Consider the following 16807-nt stretch of genomic DNA (forward strand, 5'->3'; position numbering starts at 1 on the left):
ACTCTACAACGAAGTCAGGGGAGAAAAATGGATAATAAAAAATTAACAGTAGGACTCGTTCAGCAACAATGGTATCCAAATCCCGACCAGCACAAGGAAGAATTGAGCCAAGGTATTCTTAAGGCTGCAAAGCAAGGGGCCGAGCTGATTTGCCTGCAGGAACTCACCCTGTCGCCTTATTTCTGTACCAGCCCTTCTGTCGACCCAGCGCCTTTTATGGAAGATTTGGAAACAGGCCCTACAGCCCGTTTCGTCAGCCATATGGCAAAAACAGCCAATGCCTCGATTACCGCATCCCTATTTGAAAACAAGGGATATAACACCGCTGTTGCCTTTAATAATAAGGGGGAATTAATAGCCGTTACCCGAAAACAACATATCCCCAGTGGTGAAAAATACCATGAGGATTATTATTTCAAGCCCGGGGATTCAGATTATCCGATCCATCGTGTTGCGGAGCATCGTGCAGGGCTACCTACCTGCTATGATCAATGGTTTCCCGAGTTATCCCGTATTTATGGTTTGAAAGATGTTGAGTTGTTGATTTACCCTACCGCTATCGGTGCCGAGCCTACAGCGCCCGGATTTGACAGCCAGCCGATGTGGCAGAAAGTGATGGTCGCACAAGGAATTATGGCCAATTGCTTTATCATTGCAGTGAATCGTATTGGAACAGAGGACGGGCTGGAGTTCTATGGAAGCAGTTTTATTTCAAATCCTTTTGGCGAGATCATCGCCCAAGCCCCCCGTCATGAGGCGGCTGTGCTGGTCGCAGAGCTTGATTTCAGTCAAAGAGATCTCTGGGGCCGTTTGTTCCCCTTTCCACAACAAAGACAGCCGGCTACCTATCACAGCCTGTTAAAACCGCAACAATCAACAGGACGCCATTAATGCCTACTCAAGCATCCTCCGAGAATTTTTATAATATCTCCCATTGGGGAGAAGGCTATTTCTCAGTGAATGAAGACGGAAATATCGAGGTCAGTAAATATCCTCATCAACGAGGCGTTGAACTGCAGTCGATAGTCAACAGTGCCAGCCGGGCGGGCTTGCAATTGCCTTTGCTTATCCGATTTGTGGATATTCTGCATGATCGGATTGCGAAACTTCATCAGGCTTTTTATGAAGCAATTGAAGAAATTGGCTACAAGGGCAGGTACAAACTGGTTTACCCGATAAAAGTCAATCAGGAACAATGCGTTGTTCGTGAATTATTGAAATCCCCTCATTTCAGTGTGGGTCTGGAGGCTGGGAGTAAGCCCGAACTAATGGCGGTTATCGGCATGCTCGCCCATCAAAGGTCAACAATTGTCTGCAATGGGTATAAAGACAGCGGTTACATCCGTATCGCACTGATTGCACAGCAAATGGGCCATCAGGTTTTTATAGTGATTGAAAAGCAGTCAGAGCTCGACATCTTACTCAAAGAAGCTGACCGTCTTGGCATTAAACCCAGTATCGGTATCCGTATTCGCCTGGTGACCAAGGGGGCTGGAAAATGGGAGAATACCGGGGGGGCGAAATCAAAATTTGGCTTAAATGCCGAACAGGTCCTTGATGTCGTCAGCAAGCTAAAAGCGCAGAATGCACTGGATTGTTTGCAGCTCATGCACTGCCATCTGGGCTCCCAGATTGCCAACATTCATGACATACGCCACTGCATGCTCGAAGTCGCCCGCTATTATGTTGAGCTAAGACGGCTCAATGCACCCATTGCCACCATTGATGTCGGCGGCGGATTAGGCGTTGATTATGAAGGAACCCGTTCCAGTACTGGCTGCTCCATGAATTATACTGTCAGTGAATATGCGACCAATATTCTTCTGGCACTCAAACATATGTGCGAAGAAGCAGAAATGCCAGAGCCAGATATTATTTCCGAATCAGGCAGGGCATTAACCGCTCATCATGCCGTTCTGGTTTCCAATATTACCGATGTCGAAATTATTAAAAAATCAGCGCATCTGCCGAAGATAGATAGTGAGGACTCTCATGTGATTCGTGATATCTGGGACACTTACCAATCAATAAGCGACAGCTTGCCGAGCGAAATCTACAACTATGCCCGCCATTCGCTTGATGAAGCACATTCAAAATTTAAACACGGCGTTATCAGCCTGCAGGAAAAAGCAAAGGTGGAGCAGTTTTTCACAGCGATCTGTATGGAAATCCAGGATAGGCTGGATCCGGAGAGCCCGGGAGATAATGAATTAATTAACAGTATCCATGAACAAATGGCGGCCAAGATTTTTTGCAATCTATCCTTTTTTCAGTCACTTCCTGATGCCTGGGCGATTGGCCAGATATTTCCGGTTGCACCAATCACCCAACTGAACGAAGCGCCTACTATGCATAGCGTGCTGCAGGATTTAACCTGCGATTCAGACGGTACTCTGAAACAGTATACGGGCCGTTCGAGGATTCACTCGACACTGATGCTGCCTCCTTTTGCCAAACAAAATCCTTATGTAATTGCTTTTTTCATGGTAGGGGCCTATCAGGAAATTCTTGGCAATCTTCATAATTTGTTTGGCGATACCAATTCCATGGATGTAAAATTACTGGATAATCAAGCGTTTGAAATTAATGATTTAGTCAGCGGGGACACGGTTACCAATGTCTTGAATATGGCACATTATGATACAAAAAGATTGCTGCAATCTTATGAAAAACAATTATTGAATACAGAGCTCTCTGAAGACACAATCAATACTTATTTGAATGAGTTACGCAGCGTATTTTCACAATTAACTTATCTTAACAGCAATAAAACAAAGGGAACTTTATGATTACTCCGCGACAAGCCGGATATAAGATGCCCGCCGAATGGTATCCTCATGCAGCATGCTGGATGGCCTGGCCGCGCCATGTACAAACCTGGTCCGCTATTGGACTTGAACGTGCGCGAATCGCCTATGCAAAAGTCGCGGAAGCAATAAGCCAATATGAACCTGTCATTATGCTGGTACAACCGGGCGAAGAAGCGCAGGTTACTGAATATTGCAGAGATAGCGTCCGCATTATTTCACTCCCCCTGGATGATTCCTGGACTAGGGATACTGGGGCAAGTTTTCTGCTTAATGATCAATATGAACTCGCCGGCGTGGACTGGATCCATAATGCCTGGGGGGGTAATTATCCTGACTATGAACTGGATCAGGAAATTGCCAAAGCGCTCATCCAGTATACGGAGGCGCGTTATTTTAAAGCGCCCCTGGTCATGGAAGGAGGCTCTTTCCATGTTGACGGCGAGGGTACTGTTTTGACCACACGTGAATGCCTGCTTAACCCAAACCGTAATCCAGAATTAAATCAGCATCAGATTGAGGGCTATTTAAAGGATTTTCTGGGAGCCGAACACATCATTTGGTTAAACCGGGGATTGATTGGTGATGAAACCGATGGGCATATTGATGAAATCGCCTGCTTTATCTCACCCGGTAAAGTTTTAGCTTTAACAACGAGCGACAAAAGCGATGCCAATTATTATCTGCTCCAGGAAAACCTGGAGATCTTGAAAACCGCACGCGATGCAAAAGGACGCTCACTGGACGTAATCACGGTGGAACAACCTCCAGCCACCTACATGAATGGTGAACGCTTAACCCTGTCTTATATTAATTTCTATCGTGCCAATCAGGGTATTGTTATGCCTGCATTTGGCCATACTGCCCAGGATGAAGCCGCATTTGTCCTTTTCAAACAATTGTTTCCATCCTGCAAGATTAGCCAAATTGATGCACTGGATGTATTTGCAGGAGGCGGCGGCATTCATTGCATAACCCAGCAGCAACCCGTTTCAAGATAACCCGTTTTTTAAGAAAGGAAGCATTATGAACGTTCCTGTGTGGCAGCCCAGACACCCTGAAAATAGCAGGATGCATCAATTCATGCGTTACGTCGAAAAGAGGTACTCGCATAAACTGAATGATTATAGTCAGCTCTATCATTGGTCTATCGAACAACCAGTGCAGTTCTGGCAAAGTATTGCCAATTTTTTTGTCATTGAATGGGATGTACCTCCTGAAGAAATACTCAATCAGCATCAGCATATGCTGGAAGCCAGATGGTTTGAGGGGGCGAAGTTTAATTTTGCCGGTCAATTGCTAAAACGCAATGATGATTATCCAGCCATCGTCAGCCTTGATGAGAGTGGAAAAAGGCAGGTGTTGACTTACAGGCAATTAAGGCAGCAAGTTGCAGAATGTGCCCAGGGGTTGAAGAATGCCGGGGTAAGAACAGGCGATAGGGTTGCGGCAATAATGCCTAATGTTGCCAGCACTATTATTGCAATGCTTGCGGCAAGCTCGCTAGGGGCAATATGGTCCTCCTGTTCCCCTGATTTCGGCGCCCAGGCGGCTATCGATCGCCTGGGACAGGTAGAACCCAAAGTATTATTTGCCTGTAACGGACACCAGTACATAGGCAAAACGCATCTGGCACAAGAAAAGATTGCCGAGATTAAAGCGGCCATTCCATCAATAGAGAAAGTAGTTATCTGTCCGGTTATCGATGGTGATTTTCATATTAAGGCGATTGAACAGGGCATATGGTGGAAAGATTTCCTGAAACCAGCTGATGATTGCCAGTTTACCTCCCTGCCCTTCGCCCACCCGCTTTATATTCTGTTTTCATCGGGCACTACCGGCAAACCCAAATGCATCATGCATGGTGCTGGCGGCACCCTGCTGCAACATCTTAAAGAACTGGGGCTGCATACCAATATTTCTGAACAGGATAATCTCTGCTTTTATACCACCTGCGGCTGGATGATGTGGAACTGGATGGTTTCAGTACTCGCCCTGGGTGCTACATTAACCCTTTACGAAGGCGCACCCAATTTCCCCGACAGCTATCGGCTTTTTCAACTCATTGATGAAGAAAAAGTTTCAGTATTCGGCACCAGTGCAAAATTTCTTTCGGCTGTAGAGAAAGCGGGCGCAATCCCTTGTGAGCACTATTCGATGTCCGCCTTAAAAACGATATTATCAACAGGCTCCCCCTTGCTGCCTAAAAATTATGATTTTGTTTATGAGAAGATAAAATCGGATGTGCAGTTAAGCTCCATTTCCGGCGGAACCGATATAGTCTCCTGCTTTGCCCTGGGCAATCCGGCCCTGCCCGTCTATCGCGGAGAGCTACAATGTCGCGGCCTTGGCATGGCAGTGAGTATTTTTAATGAAGAAGGTCAGCCAATACAGGAGGAATGCGGCGAATTGGTCTGCACCCAGGCCTTCCCTTCAATGCCGGTTGGCTTTTGGAATGACCCGGATAGAAAAGCGTATAAACGGGCTTATTTTGAGCGTTTCGAGCAGGTATGGGCTCACGGCGATTATGCCGAACTAACCCCACATGATGGCTTGATCATTTATGGCCGCTCCGATGCCGTTCTAAACCCTGGAGGAGTACGCATTGGCACTGCAGAAATTTATCGCCAGGTGGAAAAGATTGAGGAAGTATTGGAAAGTATTGTTATTGCGCAGAAATGGGATGACGATGTACGAGTCGTTTTATTTGTGAAACTTCGTAATGGCCTAAAGCTTAGCGAAGAATTACAACAAAAAATAAAGGATATCATTCGAAAAAATGCATCTCCACGGCATGTGCCAGCCAAAATACTCCAGGTTTCTGACATTCCGCGCACCATGAGCGGCAAAATTGTCGAAGTTGCCGTCAGGCAAGTAGTTCATGGGGAGACAGTGAGTAATTTAAGTTCGCTCGCGAACCCGGAAGCGCTTGAGTATTATAAAGACAGGGAGGAGTTGAAGGTTTAGTGGGAACACCTCGGCGAAGATTATACCGAATCCGCGCGGCTGCGACCCCCCTTCGAATCCCCGCGGGATTCGATGGTCTTCCCGCGCGGATCCAATGGTCTTCACCGCCTGGGTTCAGTAATGCATTAACCTGCGGTAAAAATATTCAAGCCATTTCCAAGCTGGCACTGAATGCTATATTCCCGCACTTTGCTATAATCGGCTGCACGCATTAATGTAATTTTCAGAGCTGCCTTGCCATCTGCGGTGACTTCAAATTTGCTATAACCAAAAGCAGGGGTTCCTGGCAGGAAAGGATCATTCAGCGTAAAATGGCGATCAGATGCAGTTATCAATTGACCTGCAACCAGCATTACAGCGTTGGGTTGAATAGAAGTGGTCAGATCAGGAAGAGGCATTTCGGAAACACAGTTTTTGACGGACCAAACAAAGCTCAACGCTTGTCCGTGGCTCACAGCATCGGCTACCTCAGAAAAACTGCTTAACTCGGCGGCCTGAACAGAGAACGCGGCACCTGCCATTAAAGAGAGGACTATTTTTTTCATTTACTGCTCCTTGCTAAAACTCGCTAAGATGCCAAGATCTTTTGGAAAAGTCAAATCAATCAATTACTTCTAAAATCTTTTCCAGCTCAAAAACATAGCAACTTTTAAAAATCTATTCCCCTCTGTTTAGAAATAGCGTATCATTAGATCAATTGCGCCGATTTGAACTTTCAGCTTGCGGGCGCACAAAGCCAGTACCTGGTTTTTGTAAAACGGCTAAAGCGGATAATATTCTATCCTGCCCCAAATCCCCGCCTGCTGTACTCCATAGGTTATATGCATGATTGAATTAGTTGGGCTTTATAAATCTTATAATCAGGTAACCGCACTGAATAATGTCAACCTTTTTATTCAGGAAGGCGAAATATTTGGCATTATTGGCCGCAGCGGTGCCGGGAAATCCACTTTACTTCGCAGTATCAATTTGCTGGAAAGACCAGATTCTGGTGAGGTTCTTGTTGACAATAAATCAATGACGTCACTAATAGACGGGGATCTGCGTCAGGCCCGCCATAAAATTGCCATGATTTTCCAGCACTTTAATTTGCTGCAGTCAAAAACTGTCTATGACAACATTGCCTTGCCCATGCGGATACAAGGAATCAGCGAAGAAGAAATTGCTGCAAAGATTGATGAGTTATTACCCCTGGTTGAACTGGACGATAAAAAATCTGCCTATCCCGCTCAATTAAGCGGTGGGCAGAAGCAGCGTGTTGCCATTGCGCGTGCACTGAGTTGCTCACCTAAAATTCTACTTTGTGATGAAGCGACTTCGGCATTGGATCCTGAAACCACAGAATCCATTCTGGCTCTGCTTAAGAAAATTAATACCCTTTACGGGATCACTATCGTACTGATTACGCATGAAATGGATGTGGTGAAACGGATTTGCCATCGTCTTGCCGTTATGGAAAAAGGGGAAATTATCGAAATTACTTCAATCGCCTCTGCATTCAATGATCCGCAAAGCCCGGCAAGAAATATGTTGTATTCGCAATTAAGCCCTCAATTACCCGCTTGTTTGGCAAGCACCCTCACCCAACGGCCCAATAACAAGCCGCTGCTGCGCCTGCTCTTCCAGGGGGATAATGCAACAGTCCCCTTCATCAGCCAAACCAGCCGTGAATTACATATTGATATTAATATTCTGCTTGCCAATATCGATCGCTTCGATACCGTGACCTGCGGGGTATTGATTGTTGAACTGATTGCCGATCAGAATTTATTGACTGCATTTATCGAGCGTTGCAAAAAAGCCAATTTAACTGTGGAGATATTAGGTTATGTCACTGAACCTGTTTTTTGATGTTGTTCAAGCAAGCCTTGAAACAGTTTATATGACGGCAGTCAGCACGATTCTGGCTACCTTAATCGGCCTGCCCTTAGGTACCCTGTTATTTACGTCCGCGAAGATAAAACCACACGCCTGGATCAATCGATTTACAGCTGGCCTAATCAATTTTACCCGCTCAATTCCTTTTATTATTCTACTGGTCGCCTTAATTCCATTCACCCGTCTTTTAGTTGGCACATCGATAGGAATTAACGCAGCCATTGTTCCCTTGACCATAGGCGCCATCCCTTTTTATGCACGATTGGTGGATAATATATATCAGGGGCTTCCCGGGGGGTTAATTGAAACTGGCTTCTCAATGGGAGCAAGTACCTGGCAAATGATTAAACATATATTGCTGCCGGAGGCCTTCCCTGCGCTAATACAGGCCACCACGGTTACGGCAATCGCTTTGGTTAATTATACGGCAATGGCCGGAACCATTGGCGGCGGCGGCCTTGGAGATCTGGCTATACGCTACGGATATCAGCGTTTTAATTCGACTATCATGATTATCACCGTTGTTATTCTGGTCGCTATCGTGCAATTTTTGCAAATGGCTGGGGATAGATTAGCCAAACGTTACACTCATTGTTAACAGGAGATTTTTATGCGCGTATTTTCCCTTATTTTTCTGGCCTTAAGCTTATTGGGCTGCAGTCAGCCCTCTCCTAACACCTTAACCATTGGAACCATCTCAGGGCCGGAAACGGATCTGGTGGAAACTGCCAAAGAGGTCGCACTCAAAAAATACGATTTAACCGTCAAAATAGTTGAATTTAGTGATTATAATCTACCCAATGAAGCATTACAGGATGGCAGTATTGATGCGAACGTTTATCAACATCTCCCCTATTTAAAAGCGTCTATGAAAGCGCATGGCTATACCCTGGAGCCGATTGGTAAAACCTTTGTTTACCCCACAGGCATCTATTCCAACAAGCATAAGGCAATCAGTGAAATTGCAGACAAGGCTATTATTGCCATTCCTAATGATCCCAGCAATGAAGAACGTGCTTTGCTGCTAATGCAAAAAGCCGGTTTGGTTCAGCTTAAACAAGATGGGAAAACGATGACGGTAGCTGATATTAGTGACAATCCAAAACAGCTGCAAATCAAGGAAATGGATGCGGCCCAGCTGCCCCGTGTGCTTGATGATGTCGATGCGGCGATTATCAATACCACCTTCGCTATTCCTGCCGGGCTGGATCCTTTAAAAGATGCAATCTTTGTTGAAGATAAAAATTCGCCTTATGCAAACCTCATTGTAATTAATCAGAACAGCGAGAAGAAAGTACAGCTTGGGGAGTTTGTGAAGGCTTTTCAATCTCCAGAAGTTGAAGCGAAAGCCAAAGAATTGTTTGGTGACGCTGCTGTACCAGCCTGGAAGTAATTTTCGCTTTCCTATCCAACAACACCACCCGAATCCCCGCGGCTGCTCAGTCGAATCCCGCGGCTCCTCAGTCGAATCCCGCGGCTCCTCAGTCGAATCCCCGCGGCTCCTCAGTCGAATCCCCGCGGCTCCGACCGCGGGGCCCATAGCTATCTACACAAATGCATTAGCTAACGAATAGAAACAGTCTAACCCAAATTGTATTAGCACTGTTCGGCCTGAGGAGGAGCAAAGCGGCTCCTCAGGCCGAACGGATTGGGATATAAGCTGAGTTTGGCTGTCTAAATTTGTGAGGATCACTCAGACATTGGCCCCGCGGTCGAAGCCGCGGGGATTCGAGTGGTCGAAGCCGCGGGGATTCGAGTGGTCGAAGCCGCGGGGATTCGAGTGGTCGAAGCCGCGGGGATTCGAGTGGTCGACGCCGCGGGGATTCGAATGGTCGAAGCCGCGGGGATTCGAATGGTCGACGTTGCGGAGATTCGACGTCTATGTCGCAGGATTCGAGATCTAAGCCATTAATAGCGATAATGATCCGGCTTATATGGACCGTTCACTTTCACACCAAGATATTCTGCCTGCTCTTTAGTGAGTGTAGTCAACTTGGCTCCAATGCGTTTAAGATGCAGGCGCGCCACCTTTTCGTCCAGTAATTTGGGCAGTACATACACCTGATTCTGGTAATTACTGGCATTAGTGAATAGTTCAATTTGTGCCATGACCTGATTTGAAAATGAAGCGGACATCACAAAACTTGGATGCCCGGTTGCGCAGCCCAGGTTGACCAAACGGCCTTCTGCCAGAATAATTAAACGCTTGCCATCAGGGAAAATAACATGATCGACCTGCGGCTTGATATTTTCCCATTGATACTGACGTAAACTTTGAATATCAATTTCAGAATCGAAATGGCCAATATTGCAAAGAATTGCCTGATTACGCATACGCTGCATGTGTTCATGGGTCACTACATGATAGTTGCCTGTGGCCGTTACAACAATGTCTACTTCATGAGCCACGTCTTCAAGCGTAACCACCCGATACCCTTCCATAGCAGCCTGTAGAGCACAAATCGGATCGACTTCTGTGATCCACACGGTAGCTCCCTGACCGCGTAAAGCCTGTGCGCATCCCTTGCCGACATCGCCATAGCCCATAATAAGGGCAATCTTTCCTGCAATCATGACATCAGTGGCGCGTTTTATGCCATCCAGCAATGACTCTCTACAGCCGTACAGGTTATCGAATTTGGATTTGGTCACCGAGTCATTGACGTTAATGGCTGGAATCATTAATTGACTCGTTCTGGCCATTTCATACAGTCTGGCAACACCTGTAGTTGTTTCTTCTGAAACGCCATGAATATTTTTGAGCATCTCAGGGTATTTTTCATGCAGAACCTGGGTTAAATCACCGCCATCATCCAATAGCAGGTTAGGTGTCCAACCCTGGGGGCCGCGCAGGGTCTGTTCGACACACCACCAGTATTCATCTTCTGTCTCCCCTTTCCAGGCGAATACCGGGACACCCGCTTCAGCCATGGCTGCCGCAGCATGGTCCTGGGTGGAGAAAATATTACAGGAAGACCATCGGACTTCAGCGCCTAAGGCAATTAATGTTTCAATTAATACCGCTGTCTGAATGGTCATATGTAAACAACCGGCAATGCGAGCCCCTTTCAATGGCTGTTTTTCGCCGAACTCCTCCCGCAATGCCATTAAGCCTGGCATTTCCGTTTCAGCGATAGCGATTTCCTTGCGCCCCCAATCGGCAAGCGATAAATCAGCCACTTTATAGTCCTGCTGTTTCTGCAGATTACTGGCTACATTGGTTGGTTTCATAGTATTCCTTGCAATTAATAGTTACTGGCTTCTGATTAAAGGGCTTTTTTTAAAGCATCGACTTTGTCCAGCCTTTCCCATGGTAAATTCGGTCTGCCATAATGGCCATAGGTAGCTGTCTGGCGATAAATCGGTCTTAACAGATCGTGATGATCAATAATTCCCTGCGGTGTTAAATCAAAATGCTCACGAATCAGATTGATAATCATATTCTCCGGGAGGACGCCAGTGCCGAATGTTTCCACGCTAATCGATGTGGGTTCAGCAACCCCAATCGCGTAGGAAACCTGAATCTCGCATCTTTCTGCAATCCCGGCAGCCACCAGATTTTTAGCAACATGGCGTGCAGCATAAGCGGCTGAGCGATCCACCTTTGAGGGGTCTTTTCCTGAAAAACATCCGCCACCGTGTCTGGCCATTCCGCCATAAGTATCTACAATGATTTTACGCCCGGTCAGACCGCAATCCCCCAAGGGACCGCCAATGACAAATCGTCCGGTAGGGTTAATAAAATAGCGGGTCTTTGCATTCAGCCAGTCAGAGGGAATGACCTTTTGAATAATTTCAGATTTAACGGTATCAACTAAATCATTATAGCCAATATCCGGGTGATGCTGCGTAGAAAATACCACGGTATCCACCGCTACAGGCATACCGTTTTCATAAATAAGCGTGAGCTGGCATTTTGCATCAGGACGAAGCCAGGGGATACTGCCATTCTTTCGTAACTCCGCCTGTTTCTCCATCAGCCGGTGAGAATAGGCAATAGGGGCTGGCATATAAACATCAGTCTCCCGGCTTGCATAACCGAACATTAAGCCCTGATCGCCTGCGCCCAGAATTTTGGTGTCCTGATTATCTACCCCTCGCGCGATGTCCGGAGATTGCTTGCCAATTGCAGACAACACCGCACAGGAAGCCCAGTCAAATCCCATATCAGAACTGTTATAGCCAATATCTTTAATCACCTGGCGGGTAATTTCTTCTACATCTACCCAGGCAGAAGTAGTTATTTCTCCGCCGACAAGAACCATTCCGGTTTTTACAAAACTTTCACAGGCAACTCTTGCCTTTGGATCTTTCGCCAGAATTGCGTCAAGAATGGCATCAGAAATTTGATCAGCGATTTTATCAGGATGCCCTTCAGAAACGGATTCTGAAGTAAATACTCTTAGCTCAGTCACTTTTATATTTCCTTTCAACGTTAATATGAGTTTGCAATCAAAATTGATATACAAACTCCTTGGTTTGTATTGTCTTGCAAGTCATACGTGCAAGACTCGATTCGTTTTAGGGATATAAAAACAGTCCCTCGCTCTTATATCGGCACTTCTTGATTATTTATTATTTTTCATCATCGCAATAAACTGCTCAAAGAGAACCTCGATATCATGAGGGCCAGGACTTGATTCAGGATGTCCCTGAAAACCAAAAGCAGGTTTGGTTTTATGTTTGATTCCTTGCAAACTATTATCAAACAGAGAGCGATGAGTTACCTCAAGACATTCGGGTAAACTGGTTTCATCAATAGAGAACCCATGATTCTGGCTGGTAATAAAAACCCGTTTTTCACCAGTGCATTCGGCAACTGGATGGTTTGCACCGTGATGCCCGAATTTCATTTTTAATGATTTACCGCCTGCGGCCAAACCTAAAATCTGAAAGCCAAGGCAAATACCAAATAAAGGGATCTCCGCATCGAGAAAAGTGCGGGTTGCTTCAATGGCATAATCACAGGCAAGCGGGTCACCGGGTCCATTTGAAAGGAATATACCATCCGGGTTTAAGTTCAGCACTTCTTCAGCAGTCGTCTTGGCTGGCACAAGTGTTATGTAACAGCCCTTATCCTTCAAAATACGAAGAATGGTATGTTTTACGCCAAAATCATAGGCCACCACGTGATATTGCAGCGGGCGGGAATCCAAAGCCCAGGCTCCCCGGCCTTCATCCCAGCGATCAATTGCCTGACGCGATACCTCGCAGGCCAAATCAGCACCATTCAAACCATTAAAGGCACGCGCCCTGGCAATTGCCTGTTCTGGCTTATCTACCTGTGTGCTAATACAAGCTCCCATTGCACCCTGTTCGCGCAGATGAATAGTTAATTGCCGGGTATCGATCCCTGAAATAGCAACAATACTGTTTCGTTTAAGCCACTCTGGTAAAGAGAGAGTGGAGCGATAGTTACTGGGGTATTGGGAGCAATTACGCATGACCAGACCTGCTGCCCAGATCCGTGAAGATTCCATATCCTCTTCGTTACAACCTGTATTCCCGACATGCGCAGTAGTCAGAGTGATGATCTGGCGGGCATAGGAGGGATCGGTCAGCATTTCCTGATAACCAGTCATTGCCGTATTAAAAACGAGCTCTCCCACACAGTGGCCAGAAGCACCTGCGGACAGTCCGTGGTAAACTGTTCCGTCAGCAAGAGCTAGTATAGCTGGTTTATTAGACATGAAGAAATCCTACAAAAGGGCAATAATAAGATAATCCGGTTGCAAGCAAGCGGGGCATCTCGATTTGATGTTTGTCAAAAAGGACAAAAAAAAATATTCAAAGCCGTAATTGTAGCTCAGACTTACTAAAATTTCATGTCTTCAAAAAATTTTTTTACACCATCAAACCAGGACGTTGATTTGGGCGAATGCGTTTTTTTACTGCTGTCCAATGATTCCTGCAATTTGGTTAACAATTCTTTCTGTTCTTTTGAAAGATTAACCGGCGTCTCTACCGCTACCTTACAAAGCAAATCACCGGTCCCATGTCCGCGAACCGATTTAATTCCCTTGCCGCGCAAACGAAATACTTTTGCTGTTTGTGTTTCCGCTGGTATTTTCAGGCTGACGCGCCCCTCAAGTGTCGGCACCTCGATAGTGCCGCCTAAAGCTGCCGTAGCAAAACTGATTGGCACTTCGCAATAAAGATCGCTCTCATGACGTTCAAAAATAGCGTGCTGTTTAACACTGATTTGTACATACAAATCCCCTGAGCCTCCACCATAAATTCCGGCTTCCCCTTCTCCAGACAAGCGTACCCTATCGCCATTATCAACGCCCGCAGGGATTTTAACCGTTAATTTCTTGCTTTCCCTTACACGTCCCTGACCGTGGCAGCTGTTACATGGATCGGTTATTATTTTCCCCTCACCATGACAACCGGGGCAGGTTTGCTGGATAGAGAAAAAGCCCTGCTGAATTCGCACCTGGCCTATTCCACCGCAAGTTTCGCAATTTTTTGGGGTCGAGCCTGCTTTTGCGCCTGAGCCGTTACAAGTTTCGCATGCGGCATGCCTGGGAACAGTGATTTCTACCTGTTTGCCCTGTGCTGCCTCTTCAAGCGTTAGTTGAATATTATATTGCAGATCGGAGCCGCGCTGCCCCCTTGACTGCCGGCCATGCGCCCTGCCGCCAGAGAAAATATTCTCAAAAATATCTTCAAACACATCACCGAAACCAAATCCGCCCTGACCGCCGAAACCGCCAGCAGCGCCGTCAACGCCGGCATGCCCAAATTGGTCATAGGCAGTCCTTTTCTGTGTATCCGATAAGACTGCATAGGCTCTTTGCACTTCTTTAAATTTCTCTTCTGCAACATTATCATTTGGATTACGATCCGGATGATACTTCATTGCCAATTTTCGATACGCTTTCTTTATATCGCCTTCACTGGCACCGCGACTAACACCCAGAATCTCATAATAATCCCGCTGATCCATGACTGCACACACCAATTTCTATGCTTTTACCTGAGGTAAAAGCGGAATAATACAGAAAGAGCAGGATTCATTCGACTGATTATTCACTTGGTTCGCAAAGACGAATAAACCAGAGAAGAAGCGCTCTCTCACCCTACATTAATAATTAAATTGTAGCCCCTGCAACGTAAAAAACCTTGATACGCGACACTTATCAAGGCTACAGTTTAAAAAAGATCCCCGCTTGCGCGGGGTAAAATTTCTTATTTCTTATCGTCCTGGACTTCTTCAAATTCGGCATCCACTACGCCATCAGAAGAAGACTTGCCAGTACTGCTTTCTCCAGCATGGGATTGCTGTCCGGCGTGTTGTGTTTCTGCACCTTGCTGTGCTTGCCCTTCGGCCGCTTTTTTAGCATAAACACGCTCAGCCATTTTACCAGAAGCATCGGATAAAACTTTCAGCTTCTCTTCAATGCTAGCCTTGTCATTTCCTTTAACAGCTTCTTTTAACTCGGCAATTGCAGTTTCGATTCCTTTTTTCTCATCATCAGCAAGCTCACCTGCCAAATCAGTCAGGGATTTTTCGCTGCTGTGGATCAAACTGTCAGCCTGGTTACGAAGATCTGCCATCTCTTTGAATTTTTTATCTTCTTCTGCATGGGATTGCGCATCTTTGACCATTGCCTCAACCTCAGCATCGCTCAAACCGCTGGAAGCCTTAATCACGATGGACTGCGCCTTGCCAGTTGCCTTGTCTTTTGCGGATACATTCAAAATACCATTGGCATCGATATCAAAGGTAACTTCAATTTGCGGTACGCCGCGAGGAGCTGCAGGGATATCAGTCAAATCAAACCGACCCAGGGATTTATTGGCAGATGCCTGCTCACGCTCGCCCTGTAATACATGGACGGTTACGGCTGTCTGGCGATCATCCGCTGTAGAGAAAACCTGATTGGCTTTAGTAGGAATGGTTGTATTTTTCTGAATCAATTTGGTCATTACTCCGCCCAGGGTTTCAATACCTAAAGAAAGCGGGGTTACGTCAAGCAGAAGAATATCTTTTACTTCACCAGACAATACAGCAGCCTGAATAGCAGCACCTACTGCCACTGCTTCATCAGGATTCACGTCTTTACGGGGCTCTTTGCCAAAGAAATCCTGTACGGTTTTTTGAACCAGGGGCATACGCGTCTGACCACCGACAAGAATTACTTCATTAATCTGTGAAACGGTTAATCCCGCATCCTTAAGTGCTGTTTTGCAAGGCTCAATTGTACGTTCAACCAGCTTTTCAACCAATGATTCCAGCTTGGCACGGGTTAATTTGATATTCATGTGCTTGGGCCCGGTCGAATCGGCTGTAATATAGGGAAGGTTGACATCCGTTTGCTGAGCAGAGGACAATTCAATTTTTGCCTTTTCTGCCGCATCTTTTAATCGTTGCAGCGCCAGAGGATCATTATGCAGATCAATGCCGGTATCTTTTTTAAATTCCGCAGCCAGGTATTCAATTAATGCCAGGTCGAAGTCTTCACCGCCGAGAAATGTATCGCCGTTAGTCGCAAGTACTTCGAATTGGTGCTCGCCTTCAACTTCAGCAATTTCAATGATTGAAATATCAAATGTACCGCCGCCAAGGTCGTAAACCGCAATGATAGAATCACCGCGTTTTTTGTCCATGCCATAAGCAAGGGCAGCAGCAGTGGGTTCGTTGATAATCCGTTTGACTTCCAGACCGGCAATACGTCCAGCATCTTTGGTAGCCTGACGCTGAGAGTCATTGAAGTAAGCAGGTACTGTAATAACGGCTTCTTTTACCTCTTCGCCCAGGTAATCTTCAGCAGTTTTCTTCATTTTGCGTAATACTTCTGCGGAGATTTGCGGAGGCGCTTTATCCTGGCCTTTAACCTGTACCCAGGCATCGCCATTATCTGCTTTGACGATTTTGTAAGGTACCATTTTGATGTCTTTTTGTACGACCGCATCGTCAAAACGACGGCCAATCAAGCGCTTGACGGCAAATAGAGTTTTATCAGGATTGGTTACAGCCTGGCGCTTTGCAGATTGCCCAACCAATACTTCGTCATCATCAGTGAATGCAACAATTGAAGGTGTAGTACGGTGGCCTTCACTGTTTTCAATCACGCGTACATTCTTGCCTTCCATTACCGCAACGCAAGAGTTTGTTGTACCCAAGTCAATACCAATAATTTTTGCCATTT

Annotated in this window: 13 protein-coding genes; 7 read left to right on the forward strand and 6 right to left on the reverse strand. The window is 46.1% G+C overall.

Features of this window, described 5'->3' with window-relative positions:
- Nucleotides 1-27 precede the first annotated feature (27 nt).
- From DYH42_RS10725 to DYH42_RS10740, 4 genes are read left to right on the forward strand one after another with little or no spacing between them, the layout of a single operon-like run.
- Nucleotides 28-891 carry a nitrilase-related carbon-nitrogen hydrolase gene (locus DYH42_RS10725; RefSeq protein WP_058523188.1) on the forward strand — a complete coding sequence of 288 codons (864 nt, stop codon included), beginning with the start codon at nucleotides 28-30 and terminating at the stop codon, nucleotides 889-891.
- Complete coding sequence (gene speA / locus DYH42_RS10730; RefSeq protein WP_058523187.1) at nucleotides 891-2789, forward strand: biosynthetic arginine decarboxylase; 1899 nt, start codon at nucleotides 891-893, stop codon at nucleotides 2787-2789. The genes DYH42_RS10725 and speA overlap by 1 nt, the downstream gene beginning before the upstream one ends.
- Nucleotides 2786-3808 carry an agmatine deiminase family protein gene (locus DYH42_RS10735; RefSeq protein WP_115317052.1) on the forward strand — a complete coding sequence of 341 codons (1023 nt, stop codon included), beginning with the start codon at nucleotides 2786-2788 and terminating at the stop codon, nucleotides 3806-3808. The genes speA and DYH42_RS10735 overlap by 4 nt, the downstream gene beginning before the upstream one ends.
- A 25-nt stretch (nucleotides 3809-3833) precedes the next feature.
- Complete coding sequence (locus DYH42_RS10740) at nucleotides 3834-5774, forward strand: acetoacetate--CoA ligase (RefSeq protein ID WP_058523186.1); 1941 nt, start codon at nucleotides 3834-3836, stop codon at nucleotides 5772-5774.
- A gap of 125 nt (nucleotides 5775-5899) precedes the next feature.
- Here DYH42_RS10740 and DYH42_RS10745 read toward each other — a convergent pair whose 3' ends face one another.
- A complete protein-coding gene (locus tag DYH42_RS10745) occupies nucleotides 5900-6319 on the reverse strand; it encodes a VirK family protein (protein ID WP_058523185.1) in 420 nt (139 codons plus the stop codon).
- 280 nt (nucleotides 6320-6599) lie between these two features.
- Between DYH42_RS10745 and DYH42_RS10750 the strand changes: the two genes are divergently transcribed.
- From DYH42_RS10750 to DYH42_RS10760, 3 genes are read left to right on the forward strand one after another with little or no spacing between them, the layout of a single operon-like run.
- A complete protein-coding gene (locus DYH42_RS10750; protein WP_058523184.1) occupies nucleotides 6600-7625 on the forward strand; it encodes a methionine ABC transporter ATP-binding protein in 1026 nt (341 codons plus the stop codon).
- Nucleotides 7603-8250: a methionine ABC transporter permease gene (locus DYH42_RS10755; protein WP_058523183.1), complete on the forward strand. Its 648-nt coding sequence runs from the start codon at nucleotides 7603-7605 to the stop codon at nucleotides 8248-8250. The genes DYH42_RS10750 and DYH42_RS10755 overlap by 23 nt, the downstream gene beginning before the upstream one ends.
- A gap of 12 nt (nucleotides 8251-8262) precedes the next feature.
- Nucleotides 8263-9045 (forward strand): MetQ/NlpA family ABC transporter substrate-binding protein, encoded by a 783-nt coding sequence (locus DYH42_RS10760; RefSeq protein WP_058523182.1) that lies wholly within the window; start codon nucleotides 8263-8265, stop codon nucleotides 9043-9045.
- Between the two features lie 515 nt (nucleotides 9046-9560).
- Here the strand turns inward: DYH42_RS10760 and ahcY are convergent.
- The 5 genes from ahcY to dnaK form a co-directional block, all read right to left on the reverse strand.
- A complete protein-coding gene (gene ahcY, locus DYH42_RS10770; protein ID WP_058523681.1) occupies nucleotides 9561-10883 on the reverse strand; it encodes an adenosylhomocysteinase in 1323 nt (440 codons plus the stop codon).
- Nucleotides 10884-10918: 35 nt separating this feature from the next.
- Complete coding sequence (gene metK, locus DYH42_RS10775; RefSeq protein WP_058523680.1) at nucleotides 10919-12067, reverse strand: methionine adenosyltransferase; 1149 nt, start codon at nucleotides 12065-12067, stop codon at nucleotides 10919-10921.
- A gap of 153 nt (nucleotides 12068-12220) precedes the next feature.
- Nucleotides 12221-13342 carry a glutamine-hydrolyzing carbamoyl-phosphate synthase small subunit gene (gene carA / locus DYH42_RS10780; RefSeq protein ID WP_058523679.1) on the reverse strand — a complete coding sequence of 374 codons (1122 nt, stop codon included), beginning with the start codon at nucleotides 13340-13342 and terminating at the stop codon, nucleotides 12221-12223.
- A gap of 125 nt (nucleotides 13343-13467) precedes the next feature.
- Nucleotides 13468-14601, reverse strand: a complete 1134-nt coding sequence (gene dnaJ / locus DYH42_RS10785) for a molecular chaperone DnaJ (RefSeq protein WP_058523678.1) — start codon at nucleotides 14599-14601, stop codon at nucleotides 13468-13470.
- Nucleotides 14602-14843: 242 nt separating this feature from the next.
- Nucleotides 14844-16805, reverse strand: coding sequence for a molecular chaperone DnaK (dnaK, locus tag DYH42_RS10790; RefSeq protein WP_058523677.1), 1962 nt, complete (start codon nucleotides 16803-16805; stop codon nucleotides 14844-14846).
- Between the last annotated feature and the right edge of the window lie 2 nt (nucleotides 16806-16807).

The organism is Legionella birminghamensis (assembly GCF_900452515.1).
GTDB lineage: Bacteria > Pseudomonadota > Gammaproteobacteria > Legionellales > Legionellaceae > Legionella_C > Legionella_C birminghamensis.

Bases quoted from the DNA above. Each gene is read 5' to 3' on its own strand.
- DYH42_RS10755 (WP_058523183.1), top strand. From the start codon at position 7,603: ATGTCACTGAACCTGTTTTTTGATGTTGTTCAAGCAAGCCTTGAAACA.
- DYH42_RS10745 (WP_058523185.1), bottom strand. From the start codon at position 6,319: ATGAAAAAAATAGTCCTCTCTTTAATGGCAGGTGCCGCGTTCTCTGTT.
- DYH42_RS10760 (WP_058523182.1), top strand. From the start codon at position 8,263: ATGCGCGTATTTTCCCTTATTTTTCTGGCCTTAAGCTTATTGGGCTGC.
- DYH42_RS10750 (WP_058523184.1), top strand. From the start codon at position 6,600: ATGATTGAATTAGTTGGGCTTTATAAATCTTATAATCAGGTAACCGCA.
- carA (WP_058523679.1), bottom strand. From the start codon at position 13,342: ATGTCTAATAAACCAGCTATACTAGCTCTTGCTGACGGAACAGTTTAC.
- DYH42_RS10725 (WP_058523188.1), top strand. From the start codon at position 28: ATGGATAATAAAAAATTAACAGTAGGACTCGTTCAGCAACAATGGTAT.
- DYH42_RS10740 (WP_058523186.1), top strand. From the start codon at position 3,834: ATGAACGTTCCTGTGTGGCAGCCCAGACACCCTGAAAATAGCAGGATG.
- speA (WP_058523187.1), top strand. From the start codon at position 891: ATGCCTACTCAAGCATCCTCCGAGAATTTTTATAATATCTCCCATTGG.
- ahcY (WP_058523681.1), bottom strand. From the start codon at position 10,883: ATGAAACCAACCAATGTAGCCAGTAATCTGCAGAAACAGCAGGACTAT.
- dnaK (WP_058523677.1), bottom strand. From the start codon at position 16,805: ATGGCAAAAATTATTGGTATTGACTTGGGTACAACAAACTCTTGCGTT.
- dnaJ (WP_058523678.1), bottom strand. From the start codon at position 14,601: ATGGATCAGCGGGATTATTATGAGATTCTGGGTGTTAGTCGCGGTGCC.
- DYH42_RS10735 (WP_115317052.1), top strand. From the start codon at position 2,786: ATGATTACTCCGCGACAAGCCGGATATAAGATGCCCGCCGAATGGTAT.